This is a genomic window from Staphylococcus sp. HMSC062H10 (genome assembly GCF_001836945.1).
Taxonomy (GTDB): Bacteria; Bacillota; Bacilli; order Staphylococcales; family Staphylococcaceae; genus Staphylococcus; species Staphylococcus aureus.
The window spans coordinates 594,234-611,336 of sequence record NZ_KV830972.1; the positions used below are offsets into that span (position 1 = coordinate 594,234).

Below are 17,103 nucleotides of genomic sequence, written 5' to 3' on the forward strand. Positions count from 1 at the left end.
AAAAATATAGATGAAATCATTTCCCAACAACATTTAGTTGGACCAAGAGGCATTATCAGAAGAATGGTTGACACAAAAAAATTAACTTCAATGATTTTTTATGGTCCACCTGGTATAGGCAAAACAAGTATAGCCAAAGCAATTTCGGGCAGTACGCAATATAAATTCAGACAATTGAATGCTGTAACTAACACTAAAAAAGATATGCAACTTGTTGTTGAAGAAGCTAAAATGTCTGGTCAAGTTATCTTGTTATTAGATGAAATCCATCGACTAGATAAAGCCAAACAAGATTTTTTATTACCTCATTTAGAAAATGGCAAAATCGTCTTGATCGGTGCTACAACTTCAAATCCTTATCATGCTATCAATCCAGCGATTCGTTCAAGAGCGCAAATTTTTGAATTATATCCTTTAAATGACGAAGATGTGCGCCAAGCGTTAACTCGTGCAATAGAAGATGAAGAGAATGGTTTGAAAACATATCAACCCAAAATTGATGAAGATGCCATGACCTACTTTTCTACACAAAGTCAAGGTGATGTTCGTAGTGCGCTAAATGCATTGGAATTAGCTGTATTAAGCGCAGATAATGACAAGGACGGTTATCGACATGTTACATTGCAAGATGCTAAAGACTGTTTACAAAAAGGTGCATTTGTAAGTGATAAGGATGGTGACATGCATTACGATGTTATGAGCGCTTTCCAAAAATCCATCCGTGGTAGTGACGTCAATGCCGCTTTACATTATTTAGCACGATTAATTGAAGCTGGAGATTTACCTACAATAGTTCGACGATTACTTGTAATTAGCTATGAGGATATAGGCTTAGCCTCACCTAATGCTGGTCAGAGAACACTTGCTGCTATTGAATCAGCAGAACGTCTAGGTTTACCAGAAGCTAGAATCCCACTAAGCCAAGCAGTAATCGAACTATGCTTATCACCTAAGTCAAATTCAGCAATGAGTGCCATTGATAGTGCATTGTCCGATATTAGAAACGGTCATGTGGGCCAAATTCCAAACCATTTAAAAGATGGACATTATCAAGGTGCTAAAGATCTAGGCCGATCTATTGGTTACAAATATCCACACCAATATGTTAATGGCTATGTTTCACAGCAATATTTACCTGATAAACTTAAAAACAAAATTTATTATGAACCAAAAACGACATCTAAAAGTGAACAACAACTCAAAGAAATATATAACAACTTACTTAAACAAAGACCGTAAAAATAAGATTAAATCGATTACCTTTGATATTTTAGCTATAATCAAATCAAAACTGACTAGTACACGAGGCATATTCTACTATGCTTGCGAACTAGTCAGTTTTAGTTTTATGGTGTGGTTACACATGCCTTACGTTGAAAATTATGACTTTCAAAATTAATTATTGCCCTTTGTCTTTAATGCGACGAACTGGAATATCTTTTAACACGTCATTCACCACATAACTTGCACAAATTAATCCAACAACACTTGGCACAAAGGCATTTGATGAAGGTGGCATTTGTCCTTTTCGATTGATAGCATTTTTATCTCCAACAATATCTTTTACATCTTCTCTTATGACAATTGGACTTTCATCTGAAAATACAACTGGAATCCCTTTACGAATTCCTAGTTTTTTCAATTTTTGACGAATAATTTTGGCCATTGGATCGGTATGTGTTTTAGAGATATCTGAAATTGTAAAACGTGTTGGATCTGTTTTATTTGCAGCACCCATACTGGAAATCACTTTAATCTCCCGGTCAAGACACTCTTTCATTAAGTGTACTTTGTACATTATTGTATCACTTGCATCTACAAAATAATCAATATCGTAATTATCGAAAATTTCTTCATATGTCTCTTCTGTATAAAACATATGTAAAGGCGTGACTTTACAATCTGGATTAATTAATTTAATACGTTCTTCCATCAAAGAAACTTTACTTTGTCCTACAGTTGTAGTTAAAGCGTGTAATTGTCTGTTCACATTTGTAATATCAACATCATCTTTATCTATTAATATAATATGACCAATATTCGTTCTTGCTAATGCTTCAGCAGCAAATGAACCAACACCTCCAACGCCAAGTATGACAACAGTTTGTTGCTTCAATAAATCTAAACCTTGTTGTCCAATCGCTAGTTCATTTCTTGAAAATTGATGTTTCATTATTTTACCTCTTTCACTGATTTATACATAAGTACATAGTAACTTAAAATTTTATGTTTAGCATTATTGCTTTGATTATTTTTCCAAAATTCAACGAGGAAACATTTTTTAAGCGCTATTAAACCCAACTAATTCTTTATTAAAAACTTAAAGAAAAGCATAAAAATACGCAAGACAAAGTCTTGCGTATCGATAGAGTCCGTATTGCCGTAGTTATAATAGCTTGATCATTCGGCCTGTTATATACAGGTGGGTGCCCTGTTTCTTGTTTTGTACGTCCTTCATATAAGGCGTGTACGCTGCAAGAAAACCCATTGGGCTCCCTTGATCAAAGAGTGTTAGGCCCAAATTAAAAAGCAAACTTACGAACAACTCAGATGACTATCTTATGATGTTATATTACCACATAATTAAAATTAATGAAATTATAACAATCCAAAGTTTATTGATTTTTAAAATTTAGTGACGAATTCGCAAAGAAAGTTCTTCTAATTGTTTATCAGAAACTTCACCAGGCGCATTCGTTAATAAACATGTAGCAGATGCTGTTTTAGGGAATGCAATTGTATCTCTCAAGTTTGTTCTATTAGTCAATAACATGACTAATCGGTCTAATCCTAATGCAATACCGCCATGAGGTGGTGCACCATATTTAAATGCATCTAGTAAGAAGCCGAATTGTTCCTGTGCTTGTTCTTTCGTAAATCCAAGAACTTCGAACATTTTTTCTTGTAACTCACCGTCATGAATTCTGATTGAACCGCCACCTAATTCATAACCATTTAATACTATGTCATAAGCATTTGCCTCAGCTTCTTCTGGCGCAGTGCCAAGCTTAGCAATATCAGCTTCTTTTGGAGATGTAAACGGATGATGTGCTGCAACGTAACGTTTCGCATCTTCATCATATTCTAATAATGGCCAATCTGTCACCCATAAGAAGTTTAATTTTGTTTCATCGATTAAACCTAATTCTTTAGCTAATTTGACACGTAATGCACCTAAACTTTGTGCAACGACATTTGGTTTGTCTGCAACGAACATTACTAAGTCACCAGCTTCAGCACCAGTTAATGTAAGTAATGTTTCAACATTTTCTGTTTCAAAGAAACGTCCAATTGGACCTGTCAAACCATCTTCCACAACTTTAACCCACGCTAATCCTTTAGCACCATAGATGTTTACAAATTCTGTTAAAGCATCCATATCTTTACGAGTATATTGTTCAGCTGCACCTTTAGCGACAATTGCTTTAATTTCACCATCATTTTCAACAGTATCTTTAAATACTTTAAAGTCCATATCACGTCCTAATTGAGAAACGTCAATTAATTCCATTTCAAAACGCGTATCTGGTTTATCAGAACCATAGCGACGCATCGCTTCTTTATATGTCATGCGTGGGAACGCGTCATTAATTTCAACGTCTTTAACTTCTTTAACCACTTTTTTAAGCATTTCTTCACCCATTTGCATCACATCTTCTTGATCTACAAAACTCATTTCAATATCGACTTGTGTGAATTCAGGTTGACGATCTGCACGTAAATCTTCGTCTCGGAAGCATTTTACGATTTGGTAGTATTTGTCAAATCCGCTAATCATCAATAATTGCTTAAATAATTGTGGCGATTGTGGTAATGCATAAAATTCACCATCATGGACACGAGATGGTACTAAATAATCACGTGCACCCTCAGGTGTTGACTTCGTTAGTACTGGTGTTTCGATGTCAAAGAACCCTTCTTCATCCAAATATTGACGAATAGAACGAGTAATTTGATGTCTCATTTTAAATGTTTGCGCTAACTCTTGACGACGTAAATCTAAATAACGGTATTTTAATCGAATATTTTCATCAACGTTAACATTTTCTTCATTTATAGAAAATGGTGGTGTCTCAGATTTATTAATCACTTTAATATTTGTAACTTGTACTTCAACTTGGCCAGTTTTAATTTTAGGGTTAACTGTTTCAGGGTCACGCTTCGTAACTGTACCTTGAACTTCTACAACATATTCAGAACGTACTGTTTCAGCAATTTTCAATGCCTCTTCTGAAAATGCAGGATTAAACACGACTTGTACAATTCCTTCTCTATCTCTTAAATCGACGAAAATCAATCCACCTAGGTCACGACGATTGTTAACCCATCCTTTTAATGTAATTTCTTGTCCTAAAAATGCTTCAGTAACTAATCCACAATAAGTTGTTCTCTTACTCATATTTTAACGCCCTCTCTACTTCTTAAAATATTCGACTAATGCGTCCAATTCAATTGTTTCAGATTCACCAGTTGTCATATTTTTAACATCGATTTTATTATTTTCTAATTCTTGATCACCAATAACGATTGTAAACTTGGCACCTAAACGGTCTGCTTGTTTCATTTGTCCTTTAATTTTACGCTGTAAGTAGTCTTTATCTGCTTTAATACCATTATGTCTCAAATGATTTAATAACTTCACAGCATATCGATCTGCTTGATCACCCATTGTAACAATGAATAAATCTAAGTTTTCTTCAATATCTAATTCGATACCTTCTTCTTCAAGTGCAAGCAATAATCGTTCTATACTTAGCGCAAAACCAATACCTGTTTCACTTGGACCATCTAGTAATTCTAATAAACCATTATAACGGCCACCACCACAAAGAGTTGTAATGGCACCATCATAGTTAGGGTTATCCATCATTAATTCAAATGCTGTATGTGTATAATAATCCAATCCACGAACTAAGTTAGGATCTTCAATATATGGAATACCTAAATCATCTAAATAAGCTTTTACTTGTTCATAATATGCCTTAGATTCCTCATTTAAGAAATCAGTGATTCTAGGTGCAGTCTTAATCGCTTCTTTATCACGGTCAACTTTACAATCCAAAATTCGCATCGGATTTGTATGCAAACGTGATTGACAATCTGAACAAAATTCATGAATTACTGGTTCAAAGTGTTTTACTAACGCTTCGTTATATTCTTTTCGAGACGCCATATCCCCTACACTATTAATAACAAGCTTTAAATGTTTTAATCCAAATGATTGATAAATATGCATAACCATAGCTAATACTTCTGCATCTACGCTAGGATTTTCAGCACCAATAGCTTCTACACCAAATTGATTAAATTGACGATAGCGCCCTTTTTGCTTACGTTCATATCTAAACATCGGTCCATTGTAATAAAGTTTAATTGGTTGGTTTGGATTACCTTGCATTTTATGTTCAATATATGAACGCACAACTGCAGCTGTTCCCTCAGGTCTTAATGTAATACTTCTATCGCCTTTATCTTTAAATGTATACATTTCTTTTTGTACGACATCGGTTGAATCACCAACACCTCTTGCAAAAAGATCTGTACTTTCAAAAATTGGTGTTCTTATTTCTTTATAATTGTAAAATGTCATTAATTCATCTAATTGATTTTCAATGTAACGCCATTTCTTTGAATCTTCAGGTAAAATATCCTGCGTCCCTCTAGGTATTTTAATCATTTTGACATCTCCCTCGGCAAACTATTTTATTTAATTACCTTTTTAAAACTAAAACTATATACGATCACTTAACTTTGCACGATAAATCATAATTTTAAAAGCAAAAGAAAAAGCCCTTGCACAGCCTGAAACTGCACAAGGGACGAATATCCGTGTTGCCACCCTCATTGGTTTAAAAAACATGCCTAATTGTAATCATCATTACTTTTTACAAGCGTGCATTTAATAAACCCACTCAAAACGTTTAACGTACGTTTAACGGCTTTACTTTTCATAAAGCACCTCTTCTTGTGTTCAATGTATATAAACTACTCAGCATAATCTTTCAGTCTATGGATTATATTCCTACACAATCTTAGTTAGATTGCTACCTATTTCATTTACCATTTCAAGAATACTAACGGTTTTAGTTATAAAATTCAATATCAATGATAACTACTTTCACATATTTTTGCAAGCCCTACGCAGAAAAATAAATTTTAAGGCCATCAACAATTGCTTGTTCTAAAATTTGTCGATGTAATTGATCTTTAATCATTGTTTCATCAGTTGGGTTACTAATATAACCTAATTCTAATAAAACAGCAGGAACTTTTGTTTGTCTTAACACTTGATAATTTTCTTGTCTTGAACCACGATTAGAAAGTAGACCTTTCTTCTGTATCGTAGCGTCTAACGTATCTGCTAAAGCTCTTTGATTGTCATGATACCAATAAACTGTCATTCCATTTGCATTAGATGATTCTAATGCATCATTATGTATACTCAAATAGGCATCGCCTTTGATATCACGATTTTCTAGTGAAACATATGTATCGTCTGTTCTTGTCATCTTAACAGTTGCGCCTTCTTTTTCTAAAGTACGCTGCAATTCTTTTGCTGTTTTCAACGTATAATCTTTTTCTAAACTTTTATATTTAGTATTGCTTGAAGCACCCTGGTCACTACCTCCATGACCAGGATCAAGCACTATTGTTTTACCTTGCAAAGGATTTTTCTCCTTCGTATTATCCGCGACAATATCTAAATTTGTGTGCCATCCAGCTATCCAACCTTTTTCATTACTGGATGTATCTTCAACTTCAATCCATTTACCTACTTTACCAATCTTTTTAAAATGGTCACCTTTCTCAACTTTGTAAATGACTGGATACGCAGCGTTTGGACCTGTACGTAATTCAGCATTTTCAGTTATCGTGATGTTACCACTATCTTCACTATTGCTATTCAGCAATAAAAATAAAAAGATGATAAATAAGACAAAGGCAATCACTACTATTAGAGTACGTTTATTTTTAAGACCCTTTTTAGATAACCATGCCTCTATTTTTTTCATTGAATTTTGCCGTCCTGACTTTCATAAATAATAGTGACTGGACCATCATTATTTATGTTAACATTCATGTGTGTTCCAAATTCACCTGTTTTCACAGTAAGACCATACGCTCGTAACGCATCATTAAAATACTCATATATTTTTACTGCTTGATCAGGATTTTTAGAATTTGAGAAACCTGGACGGTTACCTTTTTTTACATCTGCATAGAGAGTAAATTGTGAAACTGATAGTATTTCACCATTCATTTGTTGGATATTAAAGTTTAATTTATTATTGTCATCTTCAAATAATCTTGCATTAGCAATTTTCTTTGCAATTACATCTGCATCTTGCTCTGTAGAGTCCTGACCGATACCGACTAATAAACAATATCCTTTTTTGATTTGATTATTTAATGTATCATTCGTCACCGATGCTTCTTTAACTCTTTGTACAACTACTTTCATATTTTGCACCTCTAGTTCCAAACTCTTGTTACTGTATAAACATCACCAAGTTGTTTGATCTTTTCTACCACACGATAAACATCATTCACGTTTTTCACCATGACACTAATATTTATTATTGCATTTTTATCAATATCTGAACGACCTGAAACTTTAATTAAATTGCCGGCTGTCGAGCTAACAGCTTGTAGTACCTCATTTAACAAGCCATTTCGGTCATACGCAGTTACCTCTAAATCAACCTGATATTTTTGAGTTGCGTCTTTTGATTTTACCCATTCAACATTAATTAGTCGTTCAGTTTCGTTCTTAATATTTGGGCAATCAGTGCGATGTACTTTAATACCGTGACCTTTGGTGATATAACCTACAATATCATCACCTGGTATAGGATTACAACATTTTGACAACTTGATAAGTACATTTTCTAAACCTTCTACATAGACACCACTATCAGTAATGATGTTGTCTTTAATAGGCAATGATTTCGTAACTTCTTGTGCTTCATTTAAAGCACGTTGTTTATCTAAAATACGTTGTCTTTCAGTTAATTTATTAACAATCTGTAAGGATGTCACGCCGCCAAATCCTACAGCTGCGAATAAATCATCTTCATTTGCAAAGTTATATTTTTCATTAACAACCTGAATATTTTTCTCTGTCAAAATATCTTCGACTCTAAATCCTTGCTCTTTTATTTCAGATTCAACCATCATTCGGCCTTTTTCAATATTAGATGAACGATCTTGTTTTTTGAAAAAACTTTTAATTTTACCTTTGGCACTAGACGATTTAACAATTTTCAACCAATCACGACTTGGTCCATATGAATGTTTACTAGTACGTATTTCAACAATATCGCCTGTTTGTAAAATATAGTCAATTGGTACAATTTTGCCATTCACCTTGGCACCAATCATCTTATTACCTACTTCACTGTGAATCGCATAAGCAAAATCAATCGGTACAGCACCATATGGCAACTCAATAACATCACTCGCTGGGGTAAATGCGTATACTTTGTCACTCTGTAAGTCATATTTTAAGGTTTCCATAAATTCTTGAGCGTCAGACGATGTATGATCCGCTTCAGCTAATTCTTTCAACCAATTTAACTTATTTTGATAAGTTTGATCTTTTTCACTTACTTTTTTACCTTCTTTGTAAGCCCAGTGTGCTGCAACACCATGTTCAGCAATTTCGTGCATATCAAACGTTCGTATTTGGATTTCGAGCGGGTCTCCATTTGGACCTACTACTGTAGTATGCAATGACTGATACAAATTTTGTTTAGGCATTGCAATATAATCTTTAAAACGTCCTGGCATCGGTTTCCATAACGTATGCACCAACCCAAGTATCGCATAACAATCATTAATAGAATTGACAATAACACGTATCGCCAACAAATCAAAAATTTGATCAAATTGCTTTTTCTGCTTCATCATTTTCCGATAAATACTGTAAATATGTTTAGGTCTACCATTTATATCGCCTTCGATATTCATTCGGTCCATTTCAGTACGTATTCTATCAATAGCCGTTTCGATATACGCTTCACGTTCACTACGTTTCTTCTTCATTAAATTGACTATTCTAAAATATTGTACATTATCAATATAACGAAGAGCCGTATCTTCTAGTTCCCATTTGATTGTATTAATACCAAGACGATGTGCTAAAGGTGCATAAATTTCTAATGTTTCTCGAGAAATTCTAATTTGCTTTTCACGCGGCATGGCTTTCAAGGTACGCATATTATGTAATCTGTCTGCTAATTTCACCAAAATTACGCGTACATCTTTGGCAATCGCAATAAATAACTTGCGATGATTTTCAGCTTGTTGTTCTTCTTTTGAGCGGTATTTTACTTTTTTAAGCTTTGTCACACCATCAACAATTCGAGCAACTTCTTCATTGAACATTTCTTTTACATCTTCAAATGTATACGGTGTATCTTCAATTACATCATGCAAAAAACCTGCGACAATCGTCGGTCCGTCTAATCGCATTTCTGTTAAAATACCTGCAACTTGTATAGGATGCATAATGTATGGTAATCCGTTTTTTCGGAACTGACCTTTATGTGCTTCATAAGCAATATGATAGCTTTTTAAAACATACTCATATTCATCTGCTGACAAATATGATTTTGCTTTGTGAAGAACTTCGTCTGCACTATATGGATATTCGTTGTTCATTATATGATACACCCCATTCATATTTATTACTTCGCCTTAAACAATGATTTAGGTACTCTTGTTGAATAGTATTTGTCCCACACCAATCATACGTCCGTCGACGATAAATATTTATCCTGTCGTCATTAATCGTAATATTAATTTTACTTGAGCGAGTTTAATTTGTATACTATTCCTACTTTTAAAACTTTTACAAAAATTCGACCTAAATCTACTGTTTCATTTTTTAAATATTAGTTCTATGATACTACAATTTATGAAATAAATAAACGATGTTATTAAGGTATAATGCTCAATCATCTAACATTTTCAGTAAATAAAAAAATCCTAACATCTCATGTTAAGAAAACTTAAACAACTTTTTTAATTAAGTCATTCGTTCTTATACATTTGATGAAGGATTTCATTTGATAAAATTATATTATTTTTTATTCGTCGTATGAGATTAAACTCATAACATCGTAATCTTTAATTTTTTCAATACCATTTAAATATTTCAATTCAATTATAAATGCAATACCTACTACGATACCGCCTAATTTTTCGACTAATTTTATTGCTGCTTCAATCGTACCACCAGTAGCTAATAAATCATCTGTAATTAACACACGTTGACCTGGTTTAATTGCATCTTTGTGCATTGTTAAAACATTTGTACCATATTCTAGGTCATACTCATAACGAATGACTTCACGAGGTAATTTCCCTTCTTTTCTAACAGGTGCAAAGCCAATCCCCATTGAATAAGCTACAGGACAGCCAATGATAAAGCCACGCGCTTCAGGTCCTACAACGATATCAACATCTCTGTCTTTTGCGTATTCTACAATTTTATTTGTTGCATAGCCATATGCTTCACCATTATCCATAATTGTAGTAATATCCTTGAAACTAACACCTGGTTTCGGCCAATCTTGAACTTCTGATACGTATTGCTTTAAATCCATTAATATTTCCTCCTAAATTGCTCACGACAATTGTGACTTTATCCAATTTTTTATTTCTGAAAAATCTTGATATAATAATTGCTTTTCAACATCCATACGTTGTTGTCTTAATTGATATACTTTGCTGGAATCAATCGATCTTTTATCAGGTTGTTGATTGATTCGAATTAAACCATCTTCTTGTGTTACAAATTTTAAGTCTAAGAAAACTTTCAACATGAATTTAAGTGTATCTGGTTTCACACTTAAATGTTGACACAATAACATACCCTCTTTCTCGATATTTGTTTCTTGTTTAGTTATTAATGCTTTATAACACTTTTTAAAAACATCCATATTAGGTATACCATCGAAGTAAATCGAATGATTATGTTGCAAAACTATATAAAGTTGAGAAAATTGCAGTTGTTGCAGGGAATTAGACAAATCTTCCATTGACGTAGGTAAATCTCTTAATACTACTTTATCAGTTTGTTGTTTAATTTCTTCACCATAATAATATTCATTCGCATTTACTTTATCACTTTTAGGATGAATAAGCACGACAATATTTTCATCATTTTCTGTAAAAGGTAAACTTTTTCGCTTACTTCTATAATCTAATATTTGCTGTTCGTTCATCGCAATATCTTGAATAATTAATTGCGGTGATTGATTACCATTCCATTCGTTGATTTGAACAGTTCCTAATATATTAATTGGCTGTTCATCTTGTAACTCAGGTTCTAAGTGTCCATTTTGCCAAAATAGTGCGGCGATATTACTTTCACCAAGTGTCAATTTTAGATGATTTTTTTGTTGACCTATCGCCTTAACTGAAGAAACTGATAAATCATCCATTTCAAAAATAGGTCTAGAAAAATCTGTTCCGAAGGGTCTTAAACGATTCATATCACGTATATTTTTAATCGTTATATCATTTTCTGTTAATAATACATCCACTGGCTTTACGGGATCTAACGAAGTTGTTTTAGATAATTCTTTCATCCATTTATTTAAACCTTCAGCTAACGATTCTATATTTTCAATATCCATCGTCATACCTGCAGCCATATGATGGCCGCCAAATTTAGCGATTAACTCTTGGTGTGCTGATAGTATTTCAAACATCGACACTTGATCAATTGATCTGGCGGAACCTTTTGCATGATTTTGCTCCCTATCAATATTTAAAATTAATGTTGGCAAAGCAAATGTTTCGACAATTTTCGAAGCAACAATACCTAAGACACCTTCATGCCAATTTTCTTTTGCTAAAAGTAAAAATAAATCTCCATTTTTAACTTTCGTTTCTGCCATAGCCATTGCTTCTTCTGTGATAGTTGCTACAATATCTTTTCTTTCACGGTTAAAATGTTCAACTTGTTCTGCTAAAAATGCAGCTTCTTCTTCGTCGTCAGTCATCAACAATTCGCAAGCTAATGATGCGTCATCTAAACGACCTACAGCATTAAGTCTAGGTCCAATAATAAAACCAATTGTTTCTTCATCAATATTGTCATTGTATCCCGCTTCTTTTAGCAATGCTTTAACAGAGGTCGGACATTGATTATTTAAGACTTTTAATCCTTGTTTCACTAATGATCGATTTTCATCAGTTAAGGATACTAAGTCCGCAATGGTACCTATCGCAACTAATGCTTTAAAATAATCAGGTACATTTTCAATCAATGCTTGTGCTAATTTGTACGCAACACCTGCACCACACAATTGTTGGAACGGATAATTAAACGATGGATGCATTGGATGTACGATTGCATATGCTTCTGGTAATGTACTACCAATTTCATGATGATCAGTTACAATGACATCAACTCCTAAATCTTGAACCATTTTAATTTCATTATGACCTTGTATGCCATTATCAACAGTTATGATTAAGGTTATGCCTTCATCATGAGCATTTCTAAATGCGAGTTCGTTTGGTCCATATCCTTCCGTAAAGCGGTTAGGAATATGCCATCCTACTTGTGCACCTAAAAGTTGTAATGTTGTCACTAAAATTGTAGTTGAGGTAACACCGTCGGCATCGTAATCACCATAAACTAGGATTTTCTCATCATTCACTATCGCTCTTTTAATTCTTTCAATAGCCTTGGTCATATCGCTCAATTGCAATGCATCATGATTGATATCTGTGTCTGAAATGATGGATTCAATTGCTTGTTCATCAATAATCGATTTACTTTCTAATATTTTTTTTACAATTGGCGTTAACTTTAATTTTGATGTTAATTCATCACTTATGTATTCAGCTGGTTTAGTTAATTTCCACTTATACTTCGGTTTAATCATATATATTTACGCCTCATTTCCAAAAGACATTATATCTAAAATTACTTTAAATAAAAAGCACTTATCTAAATAATCAAGACTTTAATTATACCATTTTTTAAAAATGAATGCGGGAACTTATTTATAATATATTTTGTTAAATTTAAACAAAGTAAAAAGCGGTATGTGAACTCTTTATTGTTTCACATACCGCTTAATTCATTTTAAACTAAAATCTTTTCATCGTTCGATTTCTTTTCTTTATATACAACTAATTTGTGTTTCGGCGATTTTTTCAACTGACGTTTTTTCATTATTCCCCAAAGCGGAACGGCAATGAAGATTGAAGAGAATACACCAGAAATCAATCCGATAAATAATGCTAAAGTAAAGTTGAATATCGTAGGAGCACCGAAGAATAGTATAGCAACTACTACTACAATAACTGTTAATACTGTATTAATTGAACGTGTCATTGTCTGTCTAATTGATCTATTAACGATATCATCAATTTGTTCTGTTGTCGTAATCACTTTAACCTTTTGTAAGTTTTCACGTACACGGTCAAACGTTACGATTGTATCATTAATTGAATAACCGACAATTGTTAATACAGCGGCGATAAATGTTAAATCTACTTCAATTCTAAATAAACTGAAAATCGCTACTATAATGAATACATCATGTAATAATGCCAATACAGATGAAAGACCCATGCGCCATTCAAATCGTAATGATACATAGATGATGATACCTATCGATGCATAGATTAATGCAAGCATTGCATTTTTTGCTAATTCCTGTCCAATAATTGGTGATACAGTATTAATTTGAGGTGTGTCACCGAATTTCGATTTAATATTATCACTCAATTTATTATCTTGAGCACGCGTTAAATCGTCTTTAAATTGAACAGTTGCTACTTTATTATCTTTACCATTGATTTGAATTTGATCCGCTTTAAGTCCACTATCTTTTACAACTTGCTCAACCTTTTGTTGAGTAATTGCTTGTTTAGATTGGAAATCTACACGTGTACCACTTGAGAAATCAATTCCTAGGTTTAACTTGAAGATATAAAGAATAACTAAACCGACAATTACAATTAAAATACTTACTCCAATTAATGGCTTAGCTAATTTAACAAAATTCCATTTCTCGAATGAAGTTTTAAGGTCATGAACATCTACACCTTCATTAATATCATGTCGTTTATTCTTTTTAACACCAAATAACCAAAATTGATTTTTGAATATATTTGATGAAACAAGTAATGATAATAAGAATCTTGATAAGAACACGGCTGTAACAAAGATCATTAGAATACCTAATAATAACATTGTCGCGAAACCTTTAACTGAACTTTCACCGAAGAAGAATAATACTGCTGCAGCGATAACTGTTGTTAAGTTAGAATCAAAAATTGTTAGGAACGAACTTTTGTTCGCTTTAGAAAAGGCTTGCTTTATCGTTCTACCTATTCGAAGTTCATCCTTAATACGCTCATACATGATAATATTGGCATCTACAGCCATACCTACACCTAATACCAACGCCGCTAATCCTGGTAAAGTTAGAACCCCGGAAATGAAATTAAATGCTACTAACGTTAGATAGATATAAGTTGTCAATGCAATAATCGCTACTAAACCAGGTAATCGGTAGAATCCAAGCATGAATAAATAAATTAATGCTACACCAATAAACGATGCAAACACAGTTTTATCTAATGCATCTTGACCAAATTGGGCACCTACTGAGTTTGAATAAATTTCTTTCAAGTCAACTGGTAAAGAACCTGCATTTAACAATTCGGCGATTTGTTTTGCTTTTTTAACGCCTTCTTGTCCTTTAAATCCACCAGAGATTTCTACGCTATCAGAATTGATTGGTTGATCAACACTTGCTGCAGAAATAAATTTAGGGTTTTTCTTTTGTGCTTCTTTTTTATAGCTGTCACCTTTTTTGAAATCTAACCAAACAACCATGACATTATCACGTTTCTTAGAGATTTCTTCTGTTACTTTTTTAAATTTGTTTTTGTCTTTTACTTTAAAAGTAACTGTAGGCTGGTTTGTTTCCTGTTTAAATTCTTGTTTGGCAGATCCTTGTTTAATATCAGAACCGCTTAATTTTACTTTATCTTCTGCATCGCGAATTGTTAAATTAGCTTGAGAAGATAAAATTTTACGTGCTTCATTCTGGTCTGTTACACCAGCAAGTTGAACTCTAATTCTATTAGGTTCTTCAACTTGAATTTTAGGTTCGGAAACACCTAAAACGTTAACACGATTTTCTAATGTTTGCGCTGTTGATTGTAAGGCTTTTTTATCTATTTTGTCGCCTTTATTTAAAGGGTCGACTTGATAAAGCACCTCAAATCCACCTTGCAAATCAAGTCCTAAATTGACATTCTTTATAACACTTTTATAAGTTGCAGCCATTCCGGCAAACAACAATACGACTAAAAGCAAGAACGCAATTATTCTACTACTTTTCTTCACATGAACACCTCATTATTTACGTATGTATTTAGAATACTTGAATACTATTTTATAACGCAAGTTAAATCTTTCTTACAAAATTTATTAGCCTTATACATATTAACATACTAGAGCAGGGAGTAAAAATAGTCATAGATATATTTAATTTAAATTTAACAATTATTATGTATCACAATTTCTTTTTTTGGAATAAAAATAAGCTATTCTACATACTACTTATAACTTAAAAAGGATGAAACGCTATTCGTTTCATCCTTTTTAATACCACTTCTTGTTATGAAGGGTCAACTTGTTTAATTGCAGGTTTTTCGAAAGTTAATTCAGTACCATGACCATTAACTGTAATAACAACAGTTGTTTCATCTACTGCTTTAACAGTACCTTTAATACCACCAATAGTTGTAATTCTTTGACCAGATTGTATGTTATTAATCAACTCACGATGCTGTTTCGCACGTTTTTGTTGTGGTCTGATCATCAAGAAATACATAACCGCAAAAATTACGACTATATATATTAGTAATGAAAATTGCATTTTATACGCTCCTCTTGCTTAAAAGTTTTTTGGGTTCTCAACATTTAATCCATATTGCTCGAAAAATTCTTCTTTGAAATCTAAAAGACGATCTTCTCGAATGGCTTGTCTTATATCTTCCATTAATTTTAGCAGAAAATGTAAATTATGAATAGTAGTAAGACGAATACCAAAAGTTTCCTCTGCCTTGATTAAATGACGTATATACGCTCTTGAGTAGTTTTGACATGTATAACAGTCACAATTCTCATCTAATGGTCTTAAATCATCTGCAAATTTTGCATTTTTAATAACTAAACGACCTTGCGATGTCATACAAGTACCATTTCTGGCAATACGTGTCGGTAAGACACAATCAAACATATCCATGCCGCGAATACTACATTCGATTAACGCATCTGGAGATCCTACACCCATTAAATATCTTGGTTTATCTTTAGGCATAAACTGCTCTGTATGTTCAACCATTTTATACATAACCGGTTTAGGTTCACCAACTGACAAACCGCCGATTGCATAACCAGGAAAATCTAATTCTACTAAATCCTTTGCACTTTGTTCTCTTAAATCTTCATATTCGCCACCTTGTATAATGCCGAACAATGCTTGATCTTCAGGTCGTTGGTGTGCATCTAGACATCTTTTCGCCCAACGTGTTGTACGTTCAATAGATTTTTTTACATAATCATATTCAGCAGGCATCGGTGGACATTCATCAAATGCCATCATAATATCAGAACCTAAATCATTTTGAATTTGCATTGATTTCTCAGGACTCAAAAATAATTTAGACCCATTAGTATGATGTCTAAATTCCACGCCTTCTTCTGTAATTTTACGTAAATTACTTAAACTAAACACTTGGAAACCGCCTGAATCTGTTAGAATCGGACCATCCCAATTCATGAATTTATGTAATCCCCCAGCGTGTTTGATAATATCATTTCCAGGTTGTAACCACAAATGATATGTGTTGCCCAAAATGATTTTTGCTTCAATTTGTCTTAACTCTTCTGGACTCATTGTTTTAACGGTTGCTTTAGTACCAACTGGCATAAACATAGGCGTTTCAAATGAACCGTGTGGTGTGTGCACGATACCTAAACGCGCACCTGATTGTTTACAAGTTTTAATGTGTTCGTATGTTACTGCAGGCATATTCAAAATCCTCACATTCTTT

13 protein-coding genes and 1 other RNA gene are annotated in these 17,103 nt (G+C 33.2%); 1 reads left to right on the top strand and 13 read right to left on the bottom strand.

Annotation, left to right across the window (positions count from 1 at the left end; all coding sequences use genetic code 11):
• A partial coding sequence (locus HMPREF2658_RS05545; RefSeq protein ID WP_070854238.1) for a replication-associated recombination protein A occupies positions 1 to 1,239 on the top strand: 1,239 nt, incomplete at its 5' end.
• Between the two features lie 160 nt (positions 1,240 to 1,399).
• Here HMPREF2658_RS05545 and HMPREF2658_RS05550 read toward each other — a convergent pair.
• From HMPREF2658_RS05550 to tgt, 13 genes are all read right to left on the bottom strand, one after another.
• Positions 1,400 to 2,173: a tRNA threonylcarbamoyladenosine dehydratase gene (locus tag HMPREF2658_RS05550; RefSeq protein ID WP_000682645.1), complete on the bottom strand. Its 774-nt coding sequence runs from the start codon at positions 2,171 to 2,173 to the stop codon at positions 1,400 to 1,402.
• On the bottom strand, positions 2,173 to 2,301 hold the full coding sequence (locus HMPREF2658_RS05555) for a hypothetical protein (RefSeq protein ID WP_001827648.1): 129 nt from the start codon (positions 2,299 to 2,301) through the stop codon (positions 2,173 to 2,175). The genes HMPREF2658_RS05550 and HMPREF2658_RS05555 overlap by 1 nt, the downstream gene beginning before the upstream one ends.
• A 64-nt stretch (positions 2,302 to 2,365) precedes the next feature.
• A non-coding RNA gene (ssrS, locus tag HMPREF2658_RS05560) (6S RNA) lies at positions 2,366 to 2,556 on the bottom strand.
• 76 nt (positions 2,557 to 2,632) lie between these two features.
• Entirely contained in the window at positions 2,633 to 4,399 is a 1,767-nt protein-coding gene (gene aspS / locus HMPREF2658_RS05565; protein WP_000044803.1) for an aspartate--tRNA ligase, read from the bottom strand.
• 15 nt (positions 4,400 to 4,414) lie between these two features.
• Entirely contained in the window at positions 4,415 to 5,677 is a 1,263-nt protein-coding gene (hisS, locus tag HMPREF2658_RS05570; RefSeq protein ID WP_000590826.1) for a histidine--tRNA ligase, read from the bottom strand.
• Positions 5,678 to 6,137: 460 nt separating this feature from the next.
• Positions 6,138 to 7,013: an N-acetylmuramoyl-L-alanine amidase family protein gene (locus tag HMPREF2658_RS05575; RefSeq protein WP_000717800.1), complete on the bottom strand. Its 876-nt coding sequence runs from the start codon at positions 7,011 to 7,013 to the stop codon at positions 6,138 to 6,140.
• Positions 7,010 to 7,462, bottom strand: coding sequence for a D-aminoacyl-tRNA deacylase (gene dtd / locus HMPREF2658_RS05580; RefSeq protein ID WP_000869979.1), 453 nt, complete (start codon positions 7,460 to 7,462; stop codon positions 7,010 to 7,012). The genes HMPREF2658_RS05575 and dtd overlap by 4 nt, the downstream gene beginning before the upstream one ends.
• 11 nt (positions 7,463 to 7,473) lie before the next feature.
• Positions 7,474 to 9,663: a RelA/SpoT family protein gene (locus tag HMPREF2658_RS05585; RefSeq protein ID WP_001058586.1), complete on the bottom strand. Its 2,190-nt coding sequence runs from the start codon at positions 9,661 to 9,663 to the stop codon at positions 7,474 to 7,476.
• Between the two features lie 428 nt (positions 9,664 to 10,091).
• Positions 10,092 to 10,610: an adenine phosphoribosyltransferase gene (locus HMPREF2658_RS05590; protein ID WP_000364543.1), complete on the bottom strand. Its 519-nt coding sequence runs from the start codon at positions 10,608 to 10,610 to the stop codon at positions 10,092 to 10,094.
• A gap of 21 nt (positions 10,611 to 10,631) precedes the next feature.
• Positions 10,632 to 12,905, bottom strand: a complete 2,274-nt coding sequence (gene recJ, locus HMPREF2658_RS05595; protein ID WP_000594987.1) for a single-stranded-DNA-specific exonuclease RecJ — start codon at positions 12,903 to 12,905, stop codon at positions 10,632 to 10,634.
• A 203-nt stretch (positions 12,906 to 13,108) separates the two neighbouring features.
• Positions 13,109 to 15,388: a protein translocase subunit SecDF gene (gene secDF / locus HMPREF2658_RS05600; RefSeq protein ID WP_070854240.1), complete on the bottom strand. Its 2,280-nt coding sequence runs from the start codon at positions 15,386 to 15,388 to the stop codon at positions 13,109 to 13,111.
• Between the two features lie 274 nt (positions 15,389 to 15,662).
• The gene (yajC, locus tag HMPREF2658_RS05605; protein ID WP_001160682.1) at positions 15,663 to 15,923 is read right to left on the bottom strand and encodes a preprotein translocase subunit YajC; all 261 of its coding nucleotides are present in this window, start codon (positions 15,921 to 15,923) and stop codon (positions 15,663 to 15,665) included.
• An 18-nt stretch (positions 15,924 to 15,941) separates the two neighbouring features.
• A complete protein-coding gene (gene tgt, locus HMPREF2658_RS05610) occupies positions 15,942 to 17,081 on the bottom strand; it encodes a tRNA guanosine(34) transglycosylase Tgt (protein ID WP_001112045.1) in 1,140 nt (379 codons plus the stop codon).
• Between the last annotated feature and the right edge of the window lie 22 nt (positions 17,082 to 17,103).